At 44.8% G+C, this 20,749-nt stretch carries 17 protein-coding genes and 1 riboswitch; of the genes, 10 read left to right on the forward strand and 7 right to left on the reverse strand.

Annotated elements, in window-relative coordinates; translation table 11 throughout:
* Position 1 precedes the first annotated feature (1 nt).
* From G3569_RS07595 to G3569_RS07615, 5 genes are all read left to right on the forward strand, one after another.
* Complete coding sequence (locus G3569_RS07595) at positions 2-862, forward strand: esterase/lipase family protein (protein ID WP_165267716.1); 861 nt, start codon at positions 2-4, stop codon at positions 860-862.
* Positions 863-1,018: 156 nt separating this feature from the next.
* Positions 1,019-1,214, forward strand: a riboswitch (cobalamin riboswitch).
* A 138-nt stretch (positions 1,215-1,352) separates the two neighbouring features.
* A complete protein-coding gene (gene metE, locus G3569_RS07600) occupies positions 1,353-3,692 on the forward strand; it encodes a 5-methyltetrahydropteroyltriglutamate--homocysteine S-methyltransferase (protein WP_165267718.1) in 2,340 nt (779 codons plus the stop codon).
* Positions 3,693-3,813: 121 nt separating this feature from the next.
* Positions 3,814-4,800 (forward strand): ribonucleotide-diphosphate reductase subunit beta, encoded by a 987-nt coding sequence (locus tag G3569_RS07605; RefSeq protein ID WP_165267720.1) that lies wholly within the window; start codon positions 3,814-3,816, stop codon positions 4,798-4,800.
* A gap of 167 nt (positions 4,801-4,967) precedes the next feature.
* A complete protein-coding gene (locus tag G3569_RS07610) occupies positions 4,968-7,379 on the forward strand; it encodes a ribonucleoside-diphosphate reductase subunit alpha (RefSeq protein ID WP_165267722.1) in 2,412 nt (803 codons plus the stop codon).
* 63 nt (positions 7,380-7,442) lie between these two features.
* A complete protein-coding gene (locus G3569_RS07615; protein ID WP_165267724.1) occupies positions 7,443-7,829 on the forward strand; it encodes an acyl-CoA thioesterase in 387 nt (128 codons plus the stop codon).
* Positions 7,830-8,306: 477 nt separating this feature from the next.
* Here G3569_RS07615 and surE read toward each other — a convergent pair whose 3' ends face one another.
* From surE to G3569_RS07650, 7 genes are all read right to left on the reverse strand, one after another.
* Entirely contained in the window at positions 8,307-9,074 is a 768-nt protein-coding gene (gene surE, locus G3569_RS07620; RefSeq protein WP_165267726.1) for a 5'/3'-nucleotidase SurE, read from the reverse strand.
* Positions 9,075-9,222: 148 nt separating this feature from the next.
* Positions 9,223-10,050: a 3-methyl-2-oxobutanoate hydroxymethyltransferase gene (panB, locus tag G3569_RS07625; protein ID WP_165267728.1), complete on the reverse strand. Its 828-nt coding sequence runs from the start codon at positions 10,048-10,050 to the stop codon at positions 9,223-9,225.
* Positions 10,050-10,496, reverse strand: coding sequence for a 3-hydroxyacyl-ACP dehydratase FabZ (gene fabZ, locus G3569_RS07630; protein ID WP_240894643.1), 447 nt, complete (start codon positions 10,494-10,496; stop codon positions 10,050-10,052). The genes panB and fabZ overlap by 1 nt, the downstream gene beginning before the upstream one ends.
* A 46-nt stretch (positions 10,497-10,542) precedes the next feature.
* The gene (ubiE, locus tag G3569_RS07635; protein ID WP_165267730.1) at positions 10,543-11,232 is read right to left on the reverse strand and encodes a bifunctional demethylmenaquinone methyltransferase/2-methoxy-6-polyprenyl-1,4-benzoquinol methylase UbiE; all 690 of its coding nucleotides are present in this window, start codon (positions 11,230-11,232) and stop codon (positions 10,543-10,545) included.
* A gap of 51 nt (positions 11,233-11,283) precedes the next feature.
* Positions 11,284-11,925 (reverse strand): histidine phosphatase family protein, encoded by a 642-nt coding sequence (locus G3569_RS07640; RefSeq protein WP_276611329.1) that lies wholly within the window; start codon positions 11,923-11,925, stop codon positions 11,284-11,286.
* Positions 11,925-12,557, reverse strand: a complete 633-nt coding sequence (locus G3569_RS07645; protein WP_165267734.1) for a hypothetical protein — start codon at positions 12,555-12,557, stop codon at positions 11,925-11,927. The genes G3569_RS07640 and G3569_RS07645 overlap by 1 nt, the downstream gene beginning before the upstream one ends.
* A 54-nt stretch (positions 12,558-12,611) precedes the next feature.
* A complete protein-coding gene (locus tag G3569_RS07650; protein ID WP_165267736.1) occupies positions 12,612-13,325 on the reverse strand; it encodes a ComF family protein in 714 nt (237 codons plus the stop codon).
* 150 nt (positions 13,326-13,475) lie between these two features.
* Here G3569_RS07650 and G3569_RS07655 point away from each other — a divergent pair, with 150 nt between their 5' ends.
* The 5 genes from G3569_RS07655 to G3569_RS07675 all read left to right on the forward strand — a co-directional run bounded on the left by G3569_RS07655 (position 13,476) and on the right by G3569_RS07675 (position 20,742).
* Positions 13,476-14,570 (forward strand): helix-turn-helix domain-containing protein, encoded by a 1,095-nt coding sequence (locus tag G3569_RS07655; protein ID WP_165267738.1) that lies wholly within the window; start codon positions 13,476-13,478, stop codon positions 14,568-14,570.
* A gap of 28 nt (positions 14,571-14,598) precedes the next feature.
* On the forward strand, positions 14,599-16,599 hold the full coding sequence (gene ligA / locus G3569_RS07660; protein ID WP_165267740.1) for an NAD-dependent DNA ligase LigA: 2,001 nt from the start codon (positions 14,599-14,601) through the stop codon (positions 16,597-16,599).
* 121 nt (positions 16,600-16,720) lie between these two features.
* Positions 16,721-19,156, forward strand: coding sequence for an HD family phosphohydrolase (locus tag G3569_RS07665; protein WP_165267742.1), 2,436 nt, complete (start codon positions 16,721-16,723; stop codon positions 19,154-19,156).
* Between the two features lie 8 nt (positions 19,157-19,164).
* Complete coding sequence (xerD, locus tag G3569_RS07670) at positions 19,165-20,073, forward strand: site-specific tyrosine recombinase XerD (RefSeq protein ID WP_165267744.1); 909 nt, start codon at positions 19,165-19,167, stop codon at positions 20,071-20,073.
* Positions 20,074-20,184: 111 nt separating this feature from the next.
* On the forward strand, positions 20,185-20,742 hold the full coding sequence (locus G3569_RS07675) for an ECF-type sigma factor (protein ID WP_165267746.1): 558 nt from the start codon (positions 20,185-20,187) through the stop codon (positions 20,740-20,742).
* Positions 20,743-20,749: the final 7 nt, after the last annotated feature.

Here is a 20,749-nt window from a genome sequence, read left to right on the forward strand (position 1 = left end):
TATGATAGATCGACTCGATACCGATAAATGGCTCAAACGATTTGAAATTAACGAGTTCCCGGAACCGGAAAGTATCACCCTTAAACACCCGGTGCTACTGTGCCACGGCTATGGTGCTATCGCTTCGCTGGTAAAGCCATCACCGCTTTATGATGTAGCCATGCTGCTTCGCACCCATAATGTGCCGGCTTTTGCCCCCAATATTGTACCCTATGCTAAAATTGAAACACGCGCCGAGGGTTGGGTTCAGCTTATCCAAGAACTTACAGAGGAGGTACCCAGCGGAAAAGTCAATATTATAGCCCACAGCATGGGTGGGCTAGACATGCGATATGCCCTGGCTAAACTTGATATTGCAGATCAGGTTGCATCATTTACTACGATCTGCACGCCTCACCGCGGTACCAGCCTGGCTGAACTCACCCTAAAAACACCGGATGCCATCCGTGATAAACTGGCTGATTTTTTGGATTGGATGGGCGACCGGATCTATCCCAAAACGAAAAGTGACTCAGTGGGTTCTGCCGAACAACTAACACGAAAATATGTAACCGAAGTATTCAATCCCCAGGTACCCAATGTTCCGGATATTCCCTACTATTCATATAGCTCGGCCGTAGGTAAGGGAACGAATGCTCCAATCCGGGTCATTGCCCGCTACCAGAATAAGCATATTTTTGATCTGGAAGGTATCAATGATGGCATGGTATCTGTCGCAAGCTCAAAATGGGGCGAACATATTAAAACGCTGAACCTCTCTCATTTGGAGCAGATGAACCTGCGCGTTAAAGATGACCGGCAGGAGATTTATCAACAGTTTTGGATAGATATTGTGAAAATGTTGCGCGAAAATGGACACTAATACCTTTTCGGCCTTCCTTTCTTCCACTGCCTGTCACTAATATCCCTTCCCCAAAGCCCACTCACAGCTGGCCAAGCGGCATGTTAGCCCTTATTGTTGAAAACTCCGCCTTTTTGTGGAAAAGTATTCGTTGACAATGAACGTGCCAGGCGTTTTCTTAAAAATAGATTTAAAGGTGTCCCGACAACTGTCGGGGTGAAAAGGGAATCCGGTGAAAAACCGGAACTGTTCCCGCAACTGTGATCCGAAATATTCTTTGTTTTTTAAGCCACTGTCTCAGCCCCAAAAAAGACGGGAAGGTGCGAAGAAATAATCGGTAAGTCAGGAGACCTGCCTTTAGGTCAAGTAAACGAGGCCTTCGGGAGTTAAGGTGTTGTTGAAAGGCAGGTGCCGTATACCCGATTTACTGTATATCAGCATTCCTTTTTCATTCCTGCCTTTGCAACGTTTTAGCCTCCTACCTCATAATTCAAAGCTAAAACAGATCATTATGATTACGCATAATCTTGGATACCCGCGGATAGGTATCAACAGAGATTTAAAAAAAGTAGTAGAACAATACTGGAAAGGAGAGATTGACAAGACAAAGTTGGACGAGTCGGTCTCGGCTCTCAAAGTGATGCACTGGACAACCCAGAAAAATGCCGGCATCGATATGGTGCCTTCAAATGATTTTTCCCTTTACGACCAAGTACTGGACACCGCTATGCTGGTAGGAGCTGTTCCTGAACGCTATGAACAGCTTTTCCGGGAAGAGGATGACAAAATATATAGCTACCCCATTGACACTTACTTTGCCATGGCCCGGGGTCTGCAAGACGGTGAGCACGATATTGCAGCCATGGAGATGACCAAATGGTTCAATACCAACTACCACTATATCGTCCCTGAGTTTACTCCCGATCAAGAATTTCAGTGTCTGTCATCTAAAATTTTTGACGAATACGAAGAAGCAAAATCTGTGGGTGTTGTCACCAAACCCGTACTGATTGGACCGGTAAGCTTTTTACTGCTGGGAAAAGAGAAAGATGCCCCGGATGATTTCCATCGACTGGATCTATTGGATAAGCTGTTGCCGGTTTATGAAGATATTTTGAGTAAGCTTCAAAATATGGGTGTAGAATGGGTACAAATTGAAGAGCCATTTCTGGGCCTGGATATTGATGATGACACTAAAATTGCCTTTCAAAAAGCCTATCAAAAGTTGGCAGAAGATCGATCAGAACTAAAGCTACTGCTCACTACCTACTTCGAAGGCTTGGAAGATAATATTGAACTGGCCGGTAACCTAGCTGTTGAGGGGCTCCATATCGACCTTATTGAAGCTCCCAACCAGTTGGATACTGTAATCGATCATCTTGACGAAAAGGTATCCCTTTCATTGGGTGTTATCAATGGTCGTAACATCTGGAAGACGGATCTGGAAAAAGCTGCCAAATCCATCCAGCATGCAGTCGAACAACTTGGTAGCGATAAGGTGATGATTGGTCCCTCCTGCTCATTACTCCACTGCCCTGTTGACCTCGAGCAAGAGACCGATGAAACAGCTCTGCCGGCCGAAGTAAAAAGATGGATGGCCTTTGCCAATCAAAAACTGGATGAACTTAGCCTGTTAAAAAGCTATGTCAGTAATTCGTTAAGTAGCGAAGACGAAAAGCTTTTCGAACAGCACCAGAACGATATTTCTGACAAAGGTAAATCAGAGCTGGTACACAACAGCAGTGTTCAAGAACGTATGCAGTCGCTCGACCATAAAATGCTGCAGCGTGATCATCTATACAGTGAGCGTAAAACGCAACAGGAAGAGCACCTCAATGTACCTAAGCTATTCCCCACAACTACCATCGGTTCTTTTCCGCAGACGTCTGAAGTGCGCAAATGGCGCTCTGATTACCGGAAAGGAAATATATCAAAGGAAGAATATGAAGGACGGATAGAAGGTGCAATAGATGAACTCATTGGCCGACAGGAAGAGATTGGATTAGACCTGCTGGTTCATGGTGAGTTCGAACGTAATGATATGGTGGAATACTTTGGCGAGCACTTTGCCGGCTTTGCCTTTACGCGTCACGGCTGGGTACAGAGCTACGGTACGCGCGGTGTCAAGCCTCCTGTTATTTATGGGGATGTCCACCGCCCTGATCCCGTAACCGTGCGCTGGTCTTCCTATGCCCAGTCCCAAACCGACAAGCCCGTCAAAGGAATGCTCACCGGTCCTGTGACTATACTGCAATGGTCTTTCGTACGCGACGATCAATCCCGCGAGGAGACCACCAAACAGATTGCCCTGGCTATTCGTGATGAGGTCAAAGATCTCGAAGAAGCAGGCATACAGGCCATTCAAATTGATGAGCCTGCATTTAGAGAAGGACTGCCGCTGCGCCGCAAAAACTGGGAGCACTACCTCGAATGGGCCGTTGATGCCTTTCGTCTGGCTTCAACAGTAGTAAAGGACCGCACCCAGATACATACCCATATGTGTTACTCAGAGTTCAATGATATCATCGAGCACATTGCCCGCCTGGATGCGGATGTAATTTCGATGGAGACCTCCCGCTCACAGATGGAGCTGCTGGAAGCCTTCGTGGAATTTGACTATCCCAATGAGATTGGGCCCGGTGTCTATGACATCCACTCTCCGCGCGTGCCCTCAAAAGAGGAAATGGTTACCCTGCTCAGAAAAGCTGCTGATGTGCTTGATGCTTCACAGCTGTGGGTAAATCCTGATTGTGGACTCAAGACCCGCGGGTGGGAAGAAACGGTACCCTCTCTTGAAAATATGGTTGCTGCAGCAAAGCAGATGCGAAAAAGCCAAAATGTAGAGGCGTAAAGTTCTTATCTGACCCAATGACTGGGAATTCAGAATTCTGAATCCTGAATTCCCAGTCCTCTTTCCTTCAGCCCAACGGACATAACTGGAATTAAACCATCTAACTTTTAAATAGTATATCATGTCAACAAAACTAATCGGACGTACTTCTGTACGAGATAATATTAAACTCAGCGAGGATCCCTCCTATCCTATTTTTAAGGAGCTCTATGAAAAGCAGAAAAAAGTGATTTGGTTCCCCGAGGAACTGAATATCCAGCAGGATGCCCTGGACTACCATTCGCTGACAGAGGATGAGAAGCGTTTGTTTGATACCGCGGTGGGATATTTTTGCTCTTCGGAGCTGCTGGTACAAAACGTGCTGGTTAACTCGTTCTTTCCGCTGCTGACTGATCCCCATGCTAAAATGAGCTTTAGCACGCAGCTGTTTATGGAAAACATCCACAGTGATTTCTTTGAGATCGTGCTGCAGTCGTTCGGCATGGATCGTGAACAGATGTATGATGTGGCATTTTCGGATCCCATCCTGCGCAAAAAACAATCGCTCATTGTTGACGAGATCGATAAGATAAGTCATGGCAAGATCGATCCCGAAAGCCTAGAAGGCCAGAAGCAGATACTACGGGCCATTTTACTGAATAACATCGTACTGGAAGGCATCTTCTTCTATTCCTCTTTTGCCCACTTCTTTGCTCTCAAAGATATGGCCAAAATGAAGAACGTAGTTTCAGGGGTAGAACTGGTGCTTATTGATGAATCGCTACACCTGCAAAACGGCATCGAAGCGATTCTCATCATGCTGGATGAAAACCCTGAGATCGTTGAGGATACCGAGTATGTACAGGATATACGGAATGTAATTTTAGAAGGAACCGCCCTCGAAATTGAATACGTCAAGCACCAGTTCGGCGACCGTACCATCCTAGGCATATCATCCGGCGAAATGGTGCGCTACCTGAAATATATTACCGACCGTCGCCTGCAGGAGCTCGGTTTCAGGCAGGAGTTCCATGTGAACGAGAACCCGCTGCGATTCCTCCAGAAAGAGGACGTGAAGAAGCTCATCAACTTCTTTGAGGTCTCCTCCACCGAATACACGAATTACTAGACCATCCCTTGTCATGCTGAACCATGTGCTGAGCTCGGCGAAGTATCTCTTTCAGCATCTCGATCCCAAAGAGATCTTTGTTAGGTACACATAGGGTCCAAAGATCTCTCATTTCATTCGAGATGACATCGAAGCCTAATTATACACATATAAACTCACTCAATATTATGAAACGAACAGTCATAAAGCGTGATGGCACAGAACAGCCATTTCGCACCCAAAAAATTATTAATGCCATCTTTAACATCATCCAGGGACTGGAAGTCGAAGACGACTATGAGCTCGTCTTCCTGATTATGAAAGAGCTGGACCTTAAAGTCCCGGAACGAGTCACCACCGAAGAGCTCGACCGGCTGGTGCTTAAGGCTATTGAACAGCTTATCCCCAAGCACCCGGTGTATGATACCCTGGCCACTCGACAGCTACTCAAAATTATCAATAAGGATATCGACCGGCGGCTGGACGGTTTCCGGGATTACCTGGACCAAGCATTTGAACAGGACTTACTTGATGAGCGCCTAAAAGAGTTTGATCTGGACCTGCTTGAAGATACGCTCGACTTTAGCCGTGATGGGCTGCTTGGCTACTTTGGGCTTACCACCCTCAACGACCGCTACCTGATGAAAAATCGGGACGATCAGACCATCGAAAAGCCCCAGTGGTTTTTTATGCGTGTGGCCATGGGCATCGGCAACTCCAATGAGGAGATTGTCAAGATGTATAATAAACTCTCCAACCTGGAATACCTACACTCAACGCCTACCCTCTTTAACTCCGGTACGACCACCTCGCAGTATTCCTCGTGCTATGTCAGTGTGATCGATGACTCACTGGATTCCATTATGGATAAGGCCCGGGAGACTGCCTTCTTAGCCAAGTATGCCGGAGGCGTAGGTACCGATGTCAGCCGTATCCGGGCCACAGGCTCTAATATAAAATCTCTGAACGCTCCCTCATCCGGAGCCATCCCATTTATTAAGATTTTTGATACGCTGGTCAATTCTATACAGCAGGGCGGCCGTCGCCGAAGCTCCCAAGTTATCTCTATGCAACCCTGGCACCTCGATATTGATGGTTTCCTGGATCTTCGCGAAACAACCGGCAACGCCTATTTCAGAACGCCCTCGCTCAATACCAGCATCTGGATGCCCGATGAGATGATGCGACGAATCCGGGAAGGTGAGCCTATTTATCTGTTTGATCCCGGTGAATGCCCGGAACTTGTTGATGCAGTGGGTGATGATTTCAAAAAGAAATATGAGAAGCGCATCGAACAGGCTGAAGCCGGTGAGTTAAAACAGTACGACAAACGCGACAGTAAAAACTTCTTCAAAAAGTACCTGTTTAAGCTGGCCAAAACCGGGCACCCGTGGTTGATCTTCAAAGATGAACACAATCGCCACAATCCATGCCCGCAGTATAGCGTCATTAATAGTTCTAACCTGTGTACAGAGATCTCCATCCCCAATCGGCCGGATTCAACGGCAGTATGTACATTAGCGTCTGTAAATCTTTCAAAGCATGTAAAAGATGATCACAGTGATATCGACTGGAATAAACTGGAAGACACGCTTGAAACGATGACGCGGGGACTCGATAATATCCTGGATAAAAATTTCTATCCATCCGAAGAAGCCCGAAAAAATACCATGGACCTGCGTCCACTGGGAATTGGGCTAATGGGTTTTGCTGAAGCTTTAGTAGATCTCGAAATCCCTTACGATTCGGAAGAAGCTGTACTGTTGGCCCGAAAGCTGGGTTCATTTATGCGCGAGATCACCTATCGCACCTCCCAAGAGCTGGCCGAAGAGCGAGGAGCTTTTGCTCATTACGAAGAAGTAAAAGAAGAAGGCAATGCCTATGATTACAAACCGCGCCGTAACGCCGTGCTACTTGCTATTGCCCCCACCGCTTCTATCTCTATTATCTCAGGGACTACTTCTTCTATCGACAGCTACTTCAGTAATCTCTATTCACGAGATACGCTTTCCGGTAAAAACATTGTTATCAACCGACAGCTCATTGAAGACCTGGAAGAAAAAGGCCAATGGAGCGACGATATGGCTCAGAAAATTAAGGCCAATAACGGATCAGTACAGCATATACCGGAACTGGATGGGGTTATTGATAAAGATCTGTATAAAACTGCTTACGAGATCCATCCCAACCGGCAGATCGATATTGCGGCGGCCTTCCAGGAATCGATCGACCAGTCGGTTTCTAAATCGCTCTATATCGATGAGCGGTACCGGGACGATATGGAAGAGATCTACCTCTATGCCTGGGAGAAAAAGCTAAAATCCACCTATTACTGCTTTATTGATAAGGTAGTAAAGGGCGAAAAATATACCGAAGAAGTCAACAAGCGAGGTTCTCGGAAAGGATTCGGGGCTGCAGGCGCCAGTAACGGTTCTACACCCAAGAAAAAAGGGGATCTTGAAAACATGGATACCAACGAGCTGGAGGCCAAGGCCCGGGAGAAATTCGGGGATGAGGCGGTAGAAGAAGCTCTTAATGCTGATGCCGACTCCTGCCCTACCGATCCTATGCTTCGCAAAATTTGTCCCAGCTGCGAATAGAAATAACTTCGAGCGATCCCATCACTTGGAGTGATGGGATCGCTACAAAAACAAGCAGGTATTATGAATTTTGAAAAAAGAATAGAATCATCTGCCACCAAAATGGTAAAGGCTGTGTTTCCTAACACAACGAATCACTATGATACGCTTTTTGGAGGGACGGCCCTGCAGTGGATGGATGAAACAGCTTTTATCACAGCTACGCGATTCAGTCGTCAGCAGATGGTTACTGTTTCTTCCGAACGGATCGACTTTACGGAAGCTATTCCGGCTGGTAAACTCGTAGAGCTGGAAGGCAGAGTCACTAATGTGGGAAATACCAGTTTAACGGTAACGGTCACCATGGTGATTGAAGATATGTACTCTGAGGAACGCTCAGAAGCGATCAAAGGTAATTTTAATATGGTTGCCCTCGATGAAAACCGAAACCCAACTGCTATAAAAATTTGATTTATGCACATTCGAAAAATAATCTTATTCCGATGCTCTGCTACGGAATAAGATTATTTTTTAAAAGGCTGCCAGCCCGAAAAAACCTTTCCTTATCAAACCTTAGGCAACCACTATACCAATACCTTAAGCAAGGGACAGGCATAGTATAAAATATTGGTACTATCGTAGTGCTCTACCGTGCTTTGAGCAGCGACGAGCGGGCCCCATAGTAAAAACCATGTGCTAATTTTTCATTAACAAACGACCCGATACTTACAAGAATTTCTCACTGCGTTCGAAATGACTTGTTGTTTTATAGAAGTTACTTTTAATCAGTATCGCACAAGCATCTCGTTCTTAAGAAGCGATGCCATCACTCCAAGTGATGGCATCGCTTTTGCTTTTAAAGCCGTTGGCTAATCGGTAAGCTTCCTTGAAGGACACTTGGGGAACAGCGAGATACTTCTATCCAACCCCCTTTCCCACCCCGAGAAACTACAGCTCGATATCCTCAAGGTTTTTGAGTAACGAGTAAGCCGTCATATCATACTGGATGGGTGTTAGTGAGGCATACCCTTTTTCCAGCACGTTAACATCCAGATCTTCCCCTTCATCAAGCAGCTGCAGGCGCCCGGTTAACCAGTAATAATCTCGGTCGTTGGGATCAACCCGGCCCTCGAACTCCTCTACATAGCGACTGTTGGCTTGTCGCGCCCATTTAATTCCTTTTAAAGGACCGGTCGGTACATTCAGATTCATTGTTACTCCCCGGGGAAGTCCTTCACTTAATACATAACCTATAACCTTACGCGCCGCATCTTTTGCTCCTGAAAGGTCTGCTTCTTCATCAAAATCGGTACAACTGACGGCAATAGAAGGATATCCAAGAATGGTACCTTCGGTAGCGGCACTCACCGTACCCGAATACAAAATATTTACCCCTGCATTACTCCCGTGATTAATGCCGCTGACAACCAGGTCGGGCTTTCGTTTCATCAGCTGATCGTGCCCCAGCTTTACAGAATCGGCTGGTGTTCCGGTAACTGCCTGCCCGGTAAAACGTCCGTCAAGCTGAAATGATCGAGAACGCAATGGCGTATTTACGGTCACTGCATGCCCAACCGCACTCTGTTGGCGATCCGGGGCAATGATTTCCACATCCCCAAACTCATCGGCTACCTCGGCCAGGGCTTTAATACCCGGTGAGAAAATCCCATCATCATTACAAACTAAAATTACCGGCTTGTCGTCACTGTTACTCATATGATTTATATTTAATCAATTACTAAAAATTGAATCTACTTAATTCTGTGAAGGGGATAAGGAAATAAGTATATGAGGACATTCTCTCAATATACGAGCAGATCATTTTTCCCTTATTTCCCTATACCTCTTTTTCCTCTTTACCTAATCAATCGTATTGCTCATTCTCATTCGGAAAATCGCCCGACTTTATATCGGTAATAAACTGTTGAACGGCCTTTGTCATGGTACTGTGCATATCTGCATAACGGCGCAGAAATCGAGGGTTAAACTCCTTATTAAGGCCAAGCATATCGTGCGTTACGAGCACTTGTCCGTCACACTCTTCCCCAGCCCCAATACCGATAGTCGGGATAGAAATTGACTCTGTAACCCGTGCCGCCAATTCTGCAGGAATTTTTTCAAGTACCAGCGAAAAGCAGCCTGCTTCCTCCAATGCCTTGGCATCTTCAACCAGCTGTTCTGCCTCGGCATCTTCTTTTGCCCTTACCTTGTATGTACCAAACTGGTAAATACTCTGCGGGGTAAGTCCCAGGTGTCCCATCACGGGAATTCCGGCATTCACGATCTTTTCAACAGTATCGACAACAAATCGTCCGCCCTCCAGCTTCACCCCATGCACACCGGCCTCTTTCATCATGCGTCCGGCATTGGTTAATGCTTCGTTAGCAGTAACCTGGTAACTCATAAAAGGCAGGTCTGCAATAACCAAGGCTTTATCTACCCCTCTAACCACACAAGAGGCGTGATAGATCATCTGCTCCATCGTCATCGGTACCGTTGTTTCGTGACCGGCCATCACGTTACTGGCCGAATCTCCTACTAAGATCACCTCGATACCCGCCTGATCGATAATACGGGCCATGGTAAAGTCATAGGCTGTGAGCATGCTAATTTTTTCGCCCTGCTCTTTCATCTCTACGACCGTCTGGGTCGTAACTTTTTTGGGCCTGCTTGAAGATTGTTCAGTACTCATTATTCCTCTTCTTTAGGTACGATAGCTGCCGAAGCTTCAAGTTCACAAACAACTTCATCACCTACGGTGGCTGTTCCTTCCATATTGATGAAATTGCGACGCTGATTTACCAATGTGACTTCCATAATAAGTTGGTCACCCGGCACAACGGACTTACGAAACTTTGCTTTGTTAATACCGGTAAATACCATTAATGATTCTTCAGGATCATCAATATGAGAGTGCATCATCATAAGGCATCCACTCTGGGCCATCGCCTCTACCTGCAACACGCCCGGCATCATAGGGCGGTCTGGAAAGTGGCCGTTGAAAAACTCTTCATTTACAGTCAAGTTTTTTAATGACAAGATACGTCCCTCTTCAACTTCCAATACACGATCCACCAATAAAAAGGGATAACGGTGAGGGATTAACTTTTTAATATCAGCAATGTTCAACTCATCCATAAAAAAATTGGTTTCCTTTTAGAATAATATTTTAGGTATAGGCGATCTATTTCACGGTACCCACATAAACGTAAGCGATACCGCCGGTAAGTTTTTCAAACATTTGTGATGTAAAACAATCGGCCTCTTTCATCAGTGTAATAAAACGATTTCCAGCCGGAAATTCTGCACTTGTTCGGGGTAAGTAGGCATAGGCTTCTCTGTTACCGCTTATCCAGCCACCCAAGGTGGGCATAATATACTGGCTATATAGCTCATAGGGGTATTTAAGCAATCCTTTGGGTTGCCCGAATTCCAATACTACTACTTTTCCACCGGGCCGTACTACCCGCCCCATCTCCTTAAGGGCCTGTACAGGATCGTCGACGTTTCGGATACCAAAAGCGATACTGCTAATATCAAATTTGTCATCCTCATACGGCAGATCCATGGCATCAGCTACCTCAAAATCGACCTCGAGGTTATGATCTTCAGCCTTAGCGGGGGCATGTTCGATCATCTCCTTACAAAAATCGGTACCCAGCACATAACCATTGTCACCTACTTTTTCTTTAAACTCCAGCGCCAAATCCCCGGTTCCGGTTGCACAGTCAAGAACTTTGTCGCCTTCATTGGCTCCGCTAAGCTGTACTGTTCTGTCTCGCCATGCATGATGGACACCGAATGACAAAATGGAGTTGACCCGATCATAGTCATCGGCGATATCGGCAAACATGTTGCGAACTTTTTCGCTCATATATTTCAGTAATTTCCTGTCGGTTCTATTTTTAAATAAATATCAATCATCTCAAACTTTGCTCGCACTACCATTGCTAAGATGCGCAGTACGATTCAAATAAATCGGTTTAAATGCATCGCCGTTCCATTGCAGGTGGTATAAAGCGCCATTCGTATGTGGCACTTTGTGCATCCCGGAAAGCCCGTAACCCAGCCAGTGAGACACGAGAATTCTAATCAGACGTCCGTGCAACACAAACAATAAGTTTTTACCTCGTTTTTCACTTAGAATATCTTCAACCCGTCCAGAAGCCCGCTCTAGCACGACTTCCGGGGTTTCTGCCTGCCCGAATGTAAACGTTGTATTCCCTGATCTCCAATTATTGTGTAGCTCTTCTAGTTTCGACTCTATTTCAGAGATCGGGCGCCCTTCGAGCGGACCAAAATCCATCTCATCAAGATCAGCATGAGGTTCCGGTTCCAACCCGTGCATTTCGCCCACTACCGATGCGGTCTCAAAAGATCGTTTTAAGCTACTGCTAAAGAGGTGATGCAGTTCATTGTTCTTAAAGTGGGAAGCAATTGCACGAGCCTGTCGGTAGCCGGTATCATTAAGAGAAGCATCGATACCCCGCCCCTGGATCTGATTCAAGCGGTTATACTCAGTTTGACCGTGTCTTGCAAGGTATAGGTTTGTCAAAGCCAATGGCATTATTTTTTTCCTTTTCGGCTGCTGGCCAGCTCCACAAATTTTTGTTCCATACCACGCACCTTTTCAGGAGCGATATTATAGTGCATGGCATATTTCGTCAAAATCATTTTAAATACCCGATCATTTAATGACAAACTTTTTGAACTCCCCTGGTCGATCTTATCCCACAACATTTTCAGGAGTCCCAATTTCATCAGAAAAAAGAACACAAGTCCCATTCCAGCTGCTAAATACTGTCCATCCATACCCAAAAAGCTAATTATCACTAAAGAAGTAACCAGCAGGTATCCATCAGTATTCATAAATTTTAGCAGTTTTCCCAGGTAGATTGTCACAAATCCACTTTTTGAGCGGTACCAGAAAAAATGAAAAGCAATCGCTGTTATTGCAGCTAATATCGGATGTATGACCAGTAGTGATCCCAACAAAATAGTTAAGGCCAAACTATCGGCACTGCGTACCCAGGCAATAGCTTCTTCTACTAATGTATCAAGTGGACGCTCATCAAGTAATCCGGGCACAAATTCTTCAATATGTTCCGAAGTAGTATGGAACCAATCGCCGGTACGCGTTACAATTCCTAATTGAGTCTCAATAAAAACATCGTTAGATCTCGGGCTGTGTTTTTTCATAGACCCCAAAATATCCTTCTTTTAGCAGAAAATGAATTTTTCTAACATAGAAAATTATGCCTGGGCTACGGTAAGAATAATCACACTTTTTGCCCCCGCCCTTTGCACAGTTCTACAAAGTTCAAAAGTAGTAGCACCTGTTGTAAAAACATCATCTATAATAACTAGTACCTTATCTTTGATAACGGAAGTATTGTTCACCTCAAATGCGCCTTCCATATTACGCAGCCGTTGATCCAGTGAAAAGCCCGTTTGAGTGTGAGTATATTTATGTCGAATAACATCATCAATATTACAAATTGGTATCTCCTTATACCCTTCTTGAAATCCCTTTGCAATCTTAAAAGCCTGATTAAATCCACGGTAGCGATATTTCAGATAGTGCAGGGGAACAGGTAAAAGAAGCGCACTATCCTTTTTTAAAAAAGCATTAAGGGATGGATGTAATGCAACTCGTTCGCCCAACTTGCGGCCCAGATCGTGACCAATAGTTGTAAGACGATGATATTTAAGCTGATGCAAAAGATCTTGCAACACCCCACCTTTATCAAACTGCCACAGTGCCAACTGAAACTCTACCCCTTCCGGTAATAGGGTATCACTCGATGCGCGTTCATTCTCAGGATTTGCATCCTCAAACCGCTCATCTAAACAGAACGAGCACAATTGATGCTCTTGTCGAGTGTTCTCATGTCCACAACAAACACAGACATTGGGAAATTCAACTTGTGACAAACCTTCCGATATATAACGAAATATTGGAATCATACGCTCTCTTTTTTTGGTCTTCTATAAGTATGATCCCCAGGGATGGCTACCCTTACAAAAGGATCTTTCCAAAAAATTTTTGCCAACCACTATATTTGTTTAGATTTACGACACTTCAATGGTTCTTTTATCTAAACCTGATCACCTTCTATGCCATCACTTGGAAATGACTTGGCCGACATTCGTAAAGAGCAAAAACTGACCCTGAATGATATTCATGAGGCCACAAAAATTCCTAAACATATTCTCAATGCTATAGAAGATGATTCTATCTTTTCTGAGTTTGAGAAGAACCCTACCTATATTCGTAGTTATATACGCAGCTATGCTAAAGCTCTTTCTATTGAGGAAGAAAAAATCATCTATGCGTTAGATAAAAAACAAAAAGATAACTACCAGGGCTCACTGCAGGAACTTCTGGAAGACGGACCAAAGCCCACATTTGAACTGGATGAAGGAGATGAACAACACGAGGCAACGGATTCAGATGACGATGAGCACGAGGCAGCAAAGGATGAGCCAGCTGAACCAGAACCTACTCCTATAGCCAAACCCAGCACGCTAGAATCAGAATCGGATGTACATTCCGTAGATTGGGTTGATATGGGGCAGCGCTTTCAACCCCTGGAATCCACAAAATCAAAGGTATGGGTTGGTATCATAGCCATAATTATTATCGTAGCCTCCGGTACCTATGTCTACTTTTATGAATTTTCAAATGCAGAAACTTCCGCTAATGTTGATGATAATCAGCCAACAGAAGTAACCGACGAAGCAGTTTCAGCCGATTCTTTGCAGCTTGATATTGTTCCCTCCACCGAATCTGACACTTCTGTTATGACAGAAAGTTCTGTTACAACAACAGAAGATGAATCTCTTGAGACCCTGCCCGATACGCTCTCAATGGTTATTTATGCAGCCTATGGCAAACTAGAGCCGGTACGGGTTTATTCCGATGTCACTGATAGTATCAATCCATACTGGATTGAAGAGTCTGAAGCCATTCGTTTTGAATTCATTAATGAAATTCAAATACGCGGGCAATACAGCCGAATGGTTCTTTTATTAAACGGTCATGTGGTACCAAACTTTCGGGAAACCTTTTACAACCCCGATTCACGGTTATTGGAGATTGATCGCTCTTACTTTGAAGGCGATTCTACCTGGTTGCAACCTCCTCCCGATTCACTGGCTATTGATGCTCCCTCTCCTTCTGTTATAAAAGAACGACCCACTTTTAACTGAGATTTATAAGAATTATTACTTAGCAATAATGAACGAAGAACAGGCGAAAAAGCGTGTTAATGAGCTACGCGATCTTTTGAACAAAGCCAATAAAGCTTATTACCAAGATGCACAACCTTTCATTTCTGATAAAGAGTTTGATGAATACCTTGCTGAATTAGAGCGCTTAGAAAATCAGTATGATCTTGCGACCCCCGATTCACCGACACAACGGGTAGGCGGTGAACCCAGCAGTGACTTTGAAACGGTATCCCACCCCGTGCAGCTGCTGAGCCTCGACAACACCTATAACGAAGACGAGCTCAATGATTTTGACCGCCGGGTAAGAGAATTACTGGGACATGAAAATTTTACATACATGGTGGAACTAAAATTTGATGGGGCAGCAATCCGCCTGCGCTATGAAAATGGTGACCTTGTCTTGGGAGCAACGCGTGGTGACGGAGAACGAGGCGATGATATCACTCGAAATATCAGAACAATAAGAGATATTCCCCTTCACCTGGAAAACGAATATCCCGGGGTAGCAGAGATACGCGGGGAAGCATATATAGAGCGCGATGCTTTTGTGCGATTAAATGAACATCGCGAACAGCAAGGGCTAAATGCTTTTGCGAATCCGCGTAACTCTACAGCAGGATCTTTAAAAATGCAGGATCCCCGCGAAGTTGCGCGCCGCCCGATCCGCTTCTTTAGTTTCGATCTTATAACCGATAACGAGGCCCCCATTACGCAGTACGAAAAAATGGAACTCCTCCAGGAGTATGGCCTGCGTGTATGCCAACACTACAAGAGGTGTGAAGAGATTGCAGCAGTGCATGCTCAAATTGATGAGTGGAAAGAGTTACGGCATGACCTCCCCTATGAAACGGATGGTGTAGTTGTTAAGGTCAATGAAGATAAATACCGTGAGGAATTAGGGTCAACTTCGAAAGCACCGCGGTGGGCTATTGCCTACAAGTTTGAAGCCGAACAGGCAACAACCGTTGTAAAAGATATTCGTCTGCAAGTAGGCAGGCTGGGTAAAATTACCCCTGTTGCCGATTTTAAAGCTGTTGAACTGGCGGGCACCACGGTTAAACACGCATCCCTACACAATGAAGATGAAATACATCGTAAGGATATCCGCCCCGGCGATCGGGTAGTTGTTGAAAAAGCGGGCGAAATTATCCCGCAGGTTGTCAGTGTCATTAATCCTGATCGTGATGACCGATCAGTTCCATTTGAGATGCCTACCCACTGCCCGGCTTGCAACGAAGAGTTGGTAAAGCTCGGCGAAGATGTAGACTGGCGCTGTATCAACCCGGAATGCCCTCCCCAAATACGCCAACGTATTGAACACTTTGCCTCGCGCGATGCCCTGGATATCGAAGGGCTGGGTGAAGCGGTGGTAGACCAGCTCGTCACTGAAGGGCTTATTAAAACATATGCTGACCTCTATGAATTGAAGAAAGAGCAGTTGCTACCTCTTGAACGGATGGCCGAGAAAAGTGCCCAAAACCTTATTGACGCCATCAATAGCAGTAAGGAACAACCATTGCATAGAGTTATTTATGCGCTGGGTATTCGCTTTGTAGGAAAAACGGTGGCACGAGACCTGGCCAATGGGTTCCAAACAATGGATGCTCTGATGGATGCCGACGAAGAAACCATTGCTGAAATCGATTCTATAGGGCCTAAAATTGCAGAATCTGTCGTCAAGTTTTTTGATCAGGAGCATAACAGGCAGATGGTGAAAACGCTCAGAGAACATGGGCTTAATTTTGAGATGGAAGAACAAGAACAAACTTCCCAAAAATTAGAAGGAAAAAAACTGGTATTAACAGGCAGCTTGCCCTCTTTTACCAGAAAAGAAGCCACAGAACTTATTGAGAAACACGGAGGTAAGAGAACCTCCTCTGTCAGCGGTAATACCGACTATTTGCTGAAAGGAGACTCTCCCGGCAGTAAATATGACAGAGCCCTTGAATTGGGGATAGCAATTATCGAAGAAAAAGATTTCCTGAACATCATTGGAGAAAAGGTTTAGCTCAAATAGTTTGGTAATATGAATTCGGGTTGGTATAATTTTGTATTCGAAGTATCTTAGCATCATTAATCAACGTTTTGCGGGATCTTTTATCTCCCAATAAACGGACCTAATTGATATTATGAACATTCTTGAAAAGCTGGGACTGGCCCCCAAAAAGCGACGGGGCGCCCCTGTAATTGGCGAAAAGAAGAAAGAGCAGGAAAAAGCCTCTTCACTAAGCCACAATAACTATATACAGGCCTTGGTATTACTAGGGTTTCTTGTTGTCCTCATTTTTTCGGTCCCCCATGCCTCTTTTAAAGAACCCATAAATTACAATGTCGGGGAACCGTGGCGTGCCGAAGATCTTACTGCCCCCTTTACTTTTCCTATCCAGAAAAGCAGTGAACAGATCGAAAAAGAGCGACAAACAATTCGTGAGACCACTCCCCCTATTTTCCACACGGATGATAATGCAAAAGTAGAAATTCAGGCCACACTGGATTCTTTGTTTCAGCAGATGAAACCGCTTGCAGAAAGCTATAAACAGTGGCAGACCGCTAAAGAAAATAACCAAAATGCGAGTCGCGACAGTATTCGGTTTAACAGGATTAAAAACCAAGCACCAATTCAACTGCCTGATAAGAGCTGGGAAATATTAATTGAAAATTATTATGCTCTTCAAAACAACTCACCGGCAGTAAATAACAGCGGCGACCAGTTTACGGCTGTCAACCTGGAAAAGCAGCTGAATAACCTCACAAATGAGATGCTTAATGATGGCATCATCAGCATCACTAAAAATGAGCTCTCTAATGATGAAATTACCGTTCGAGATCTCCGAAATCGGACTGAGCAAACGCTAAACCTGGTTAACGTGCGTGACATGCCCGAAGCACGGGAGTATGCTAAATATCGTATCTCCAGAAACTTTTATGAGGAACTGGCTAATGTAGCAACACAGATTGTTAACCGGGTTATCCAACCCAATTTGATCTACAACAAAAATGAGACCCAGCAGCGTATTGAAGAGGCAATGGCTGATATCTCTACCTCCAAAGGGGCTGTAGCCCAGGGACAGGTAATCATTCGCCGGGGCGATATTGTCACTGAGAAAAAATATAATATGCTGCAGAGTCTTGCCAAAGCAAGAGCTCAAAATGCCAGCACTACCGAGCTGTGGCTGCGTTACGGGGGAGATATCCTGGTTATCATGGCCATCCTTACAATATTTTTTTTCTACCTGTACCTGTATCGGCGCCATATCTTTTCCAATAATGCCATGTTACTATTGGTTGTTATTGCTATGTCGCTCATCTGTGTGGGGAGTTCCATTGTTTACGAAATTGAAAATATCTCTCCCTATATCGTACCTGTAGCCGTTGCTCCCATCATCTTAACAATCATCTTTGATTCCCGTGTGGGATTACTGGCTACTTTTACCCTGGCTCTGCTTACCGGCCTCATCAACGGCAATAATTTTGAATACATCACTGCCACTACGGTAGCCTGCAGCCTTGGTTTGTTTTCTGTACGAGATATTAAAAAACGATCGCAATTTTTCTTTACTACGCCCGGTATTGTTTTCACCGCATATGCGGTGGTCATTCTCGGTTTTAATATGACCTCTTTCAATGGTTTGGGTCCACTATTAAATGAGCTGTTCTATGTGGGAATCAATGCTATCTTTATTCTCTTTACCTATCCTCTGATTCTCCTATTTGAGAAGACTTTTAAAGTTACTACTGATTTTACGCTTATTGAGCTGAGCGATACAAATCTGCCCCTTCTCAAACAACTTATGACAAAAGCACCGGGCACCTTTCATCACAGCCTGCAAGTTTCTAACCTGGCCGAAGCAGCTGCCGGTGCTATTCGGGCCAATGCCCTGCTATGTCGTGTGGGAGGATTATATCACGATATCGGCAAAATGGAGAATCCCGGCTACTTCACTGAAAATCAAACCGAGGCCAATGAGCATGACAAGTTAAAGCCCCGCATGAGTGCCCTGGTTATCAAGGCACACGTTTCTAACGGCGTGAAGCTGGCTGAAGAAGAGGGACTGCCCGATGTTGTTATTGACTTTATTAAAACGCATCACGGTACCTCTCTTATCAAATTCTTTTGGGACAAAGCCAAAAAACAAGCTGACGAGGACAAAAAAGAGATTCGAGAAGAGGATTTCCGGTACGACGGTCCCCTGCCGCAATCCAAAGAAACGGGCATATTATTACTCGCCGACTGTATTGAAGCCTCATCCCGGGCGATGAAAGACCCGAACTACCAGAAGCTTGAGAACCTTATTGATAAAATGGTTGATGACCGTGTTAATGAGGGACAGCTTAGCAAAACACCTCTAACATTCCAGGATATACACGCTATTAAAGAGACCTTCCTCAACATTCTGGTGGGTATTTATCACAGCAGAGTTGAATATCCCGATGATGAAGAAAAAGAAGAGGCAAAGAAAACAGGTGTCAAAGAGCTACCATCTGCAGATTCCGATGAAGAGATTCCCAAACATCCCGAGGCCCCGGAAAGCCCACCCCCGGTTGATGAATATTACAATTCCTGATTTTCTGTATGCATTACAAAAAGGAGTTAAAGAGATACCTGCAGTTTATCAAACTGGAGAAAAATCTCTCCGAAAATTCAGTCGTCTCTTATGAACGGGACCTACGGCGGTACCTCAAGTTTATTGCAGATGATCTTCGAATAAAGAAGCTGAGCGGAGTTACACTGCATCATATTGAGAAATATCTCGAAGAGCTTTCGGCCATGGATCTGGCTGTCAGTTCTATAGCTCGCAACATCTCCAGCATCCGCAGCTTCCACGAATTTGCCGTTGTTGAAGGTATCGCCAGGGCAAACCCCGCCGAACTGGTTGAGCTGCCTAAGAAGGCACAGAATTTGCCTGAGGTATTAGATCAAGATGAAGTTGCAGCCATTATTGACACTCCCAACCGTGAGTCGGATGCCGGTATTCGTAATGCCGCCATCCTTGAAACGCTCTATGCCACCGGCATGCGTGTTAGCGAACTGACAAGCCTGGAAGTGGATAACCTCATTTTTGAAATTGGTTTTATACGGGTCATCGGCAAAGGGAATAAAGAACGACTGGTTCCGGTGGGCGAAGTCGCTCAATCGGCCCTGGAACATTACATTGAAGTGGTACGACCAAAATTTCTGAGTGATAAAGATCCCCACAAGGCAGAAAACAAAGTTTTTTTAAGCCAAAGAGGAAACCCTTTGTCTCGAATGAGTATCTGGAATGTAGTCAATGATGCCGCAGAACGAGCCGGCATAGAAAAGAATGTATATCCCCATATTTTCCGGCACTCATTTGCCACCCACCTGCTCGAAGGCGGGGCCGACCTGCGCGCCGTACAAGAGATGCTGGGGCACTCTTCTATCCTAACAACAGAGATTTACACCCATGTAGACCGTTCACTGCTGCATCAAGTGCATAAAGAATTTCACCCAAGAGCCTAAAACTTTCATTTCAGCTAAAGATCTTGTAATTAGTTGTAAGATTATCTGCAGACATAAATTTGTATCATTTGCGATATAGCTAGTGCTATTAACATTTCATCTTATTTACCGATGGGGAAGAAAAAAGTTACCAGGCTGTTAAAAGACCTAAGAGATCCCGAAAATAAAAGTTATGATGAACTATTTTCCTTGATATATGGGGAGCTCAAGAGGTTAGCTTATTCAAAGCTTCAAAAAGAACGGAAAGATATTACGTTTACTGAAACGGAGCTGGTGCATGAAGTATATCTAAAGATGATTGATCAGACTCAAATACAGGCCAATGATAAAAACCACTTTATGGCCATAGCTGCGCGATGCATGCGCCAAATACTTATCGATCATGCCCGCAAAAAGAAAGCTGAAAAACGAGGTGGTAATAAAAAAGACGTCACCTATATTGATGAGCTTCTTAAACAACACCATAAGACTGAAGAACTCATTAATCTTGATAAGGAGATCAATAAACTCGCAGAACTTGACCAGCGAATGGCCGATGTTGTAGTACTTCGGTTCTTTGGACAAATGAGTGTGACAGCCACCGCAGAGGTATTGGACATATCAGAGCGAACGGTCAAAAGAGATTGGGCCAAAGCGCGAGGTTGGCTTTATAAAGAATTAAAAGGGTAATTTCTTA

Source organism: Fodinibius halophilus, assembly GCF_011059105.1.
Lineage (GTDB): Bacteria > Bacteroidota > Rhodothermia > Balneolales > Balneolaceae > Fodinibius > Fodinibius halophilus.

What these genes read in the sequence shown, in the direction of transcription:
- G3569_RS07595 (WP_165267716.1), top strand. Translation starts at nt 2, where the DNA reads ATGATAGATCGACTCGATACCGATAAATGGCTCAAACGATTTGAAATT.
- metE (WP_165267718.1), top strand. Translation starts at nt 1,353, where the DNA reads ATGATTACGCATAATCTTGGATACCCGCGGATAGGTATCAACAGAGAT.
- G3569_RS07605 (WP_165267720.1), top strand. Translation starts at nt 3,814, where the DNA reads ATGTCAACAAAACTAATCGGACGTACTTCTGTACGAGATAATATTAAA.
- G3569_RS07610 (WP_165267722.1), top strand. Translation starts at nt 4,968, where the DNA reads ATGAAACGAACAGTCATAAAGCGTGATGGCACAGAACAGCCATTTCGC.
- G3569_RS07615 (WP_165267724.1), top strand. Translation starts at nt 7,443, where the DNA reads ATGAATTTTGAAAAAAGAATAGAATCATCTGCCACCAAAATGGTAAAG.
- surE (WP_165267726.1), bottom strand. Translation starts at nt 9,074, where the DNA reads ATGAGTAACAGTGACGACAAGCCGGTAATTTTAGTTTGTAATGATGAT.
- panB (WP_165267728.1), bottom strand. Translation starts at nt 10,050, where the DNA reads ATGAGTACTGAACAATCTTCAAGCAGGCCCAAAAAAGTTACGACCCAG.
- fabZ (WP_240894643.1), bottom strand. Translation starts at nt 10,496, where the DNA reads ATGGATGAGTTGAACATTGCTGATATTAAAAAGTTAATCCCTCACCGT.
- ubiE (WP_165267730.1), bottom strand. Translation starts at nt 11,232, where the DNA reads ATGAGCGAAAAAGTTCGCAACATGTTTGCCGATATCGCCGATGACTAT.
- G3569_RS07640 (WP_276611329.1), bottom strand. Translation starts at nt 11,925, where the DNA reads ATGCCATTGGCTTTGACAAACCTATACCTTGCAAGACACGGTCAAACT.
- G3569_RS07645 (WP_165267734.1), bottom strand. Translation starts at nt 12,557, where the DNA reads ATGAAAAAACACAGCCCGAGATCTAACGATGTTTTTATTGAGACTCAA.
- G3569_RS07650 (WP_165267736.1), bottom strand. Translation starts at nt 13,325, where the DNA reads ATGATTCCAATATTTCGTTATATATCGGAAGGTTTGTCACAAGTTGAA.
- G3569_RS07655 (WP_165267738.1), top strand. Translation starts at nt 13,476, where the DNA reads ATGCCATCACTTGGAAATGACTTGGCCGACATTCGTAAAGAGCAAAAA.
- ligA (WP_165267740.1), top strand. Translation starts at nt 14,599, where the DNA reads ATGAACGAAGAACAGGCGAAAAAGCGTGTTAATGAGCTACGCGATCTT.
- G3569_RS07665 (WP_165267742.1), top strand. Translation starts at nt 16,721, where the DNA reads ATGAACATTCTTGAAAAGCTGGGACTGGCCCCCAAAAAGCGACGGGGC.
- xerD (WP_165267744.1), top strand. Translation starts at nt 19,165, where the DNA reads ATGCATTACAAAAAGGAGTTAAAGAGATACCTGCAGTTTATCAAACTG.
- G3569_RS07675 (WP_165267746.1), top strand. Translation starts at nt 20,185, where the DNA reads ATGGGGAAGAAAAAAGTTACCAGGCTGTTAAAAGACCTAAGAGATCCC.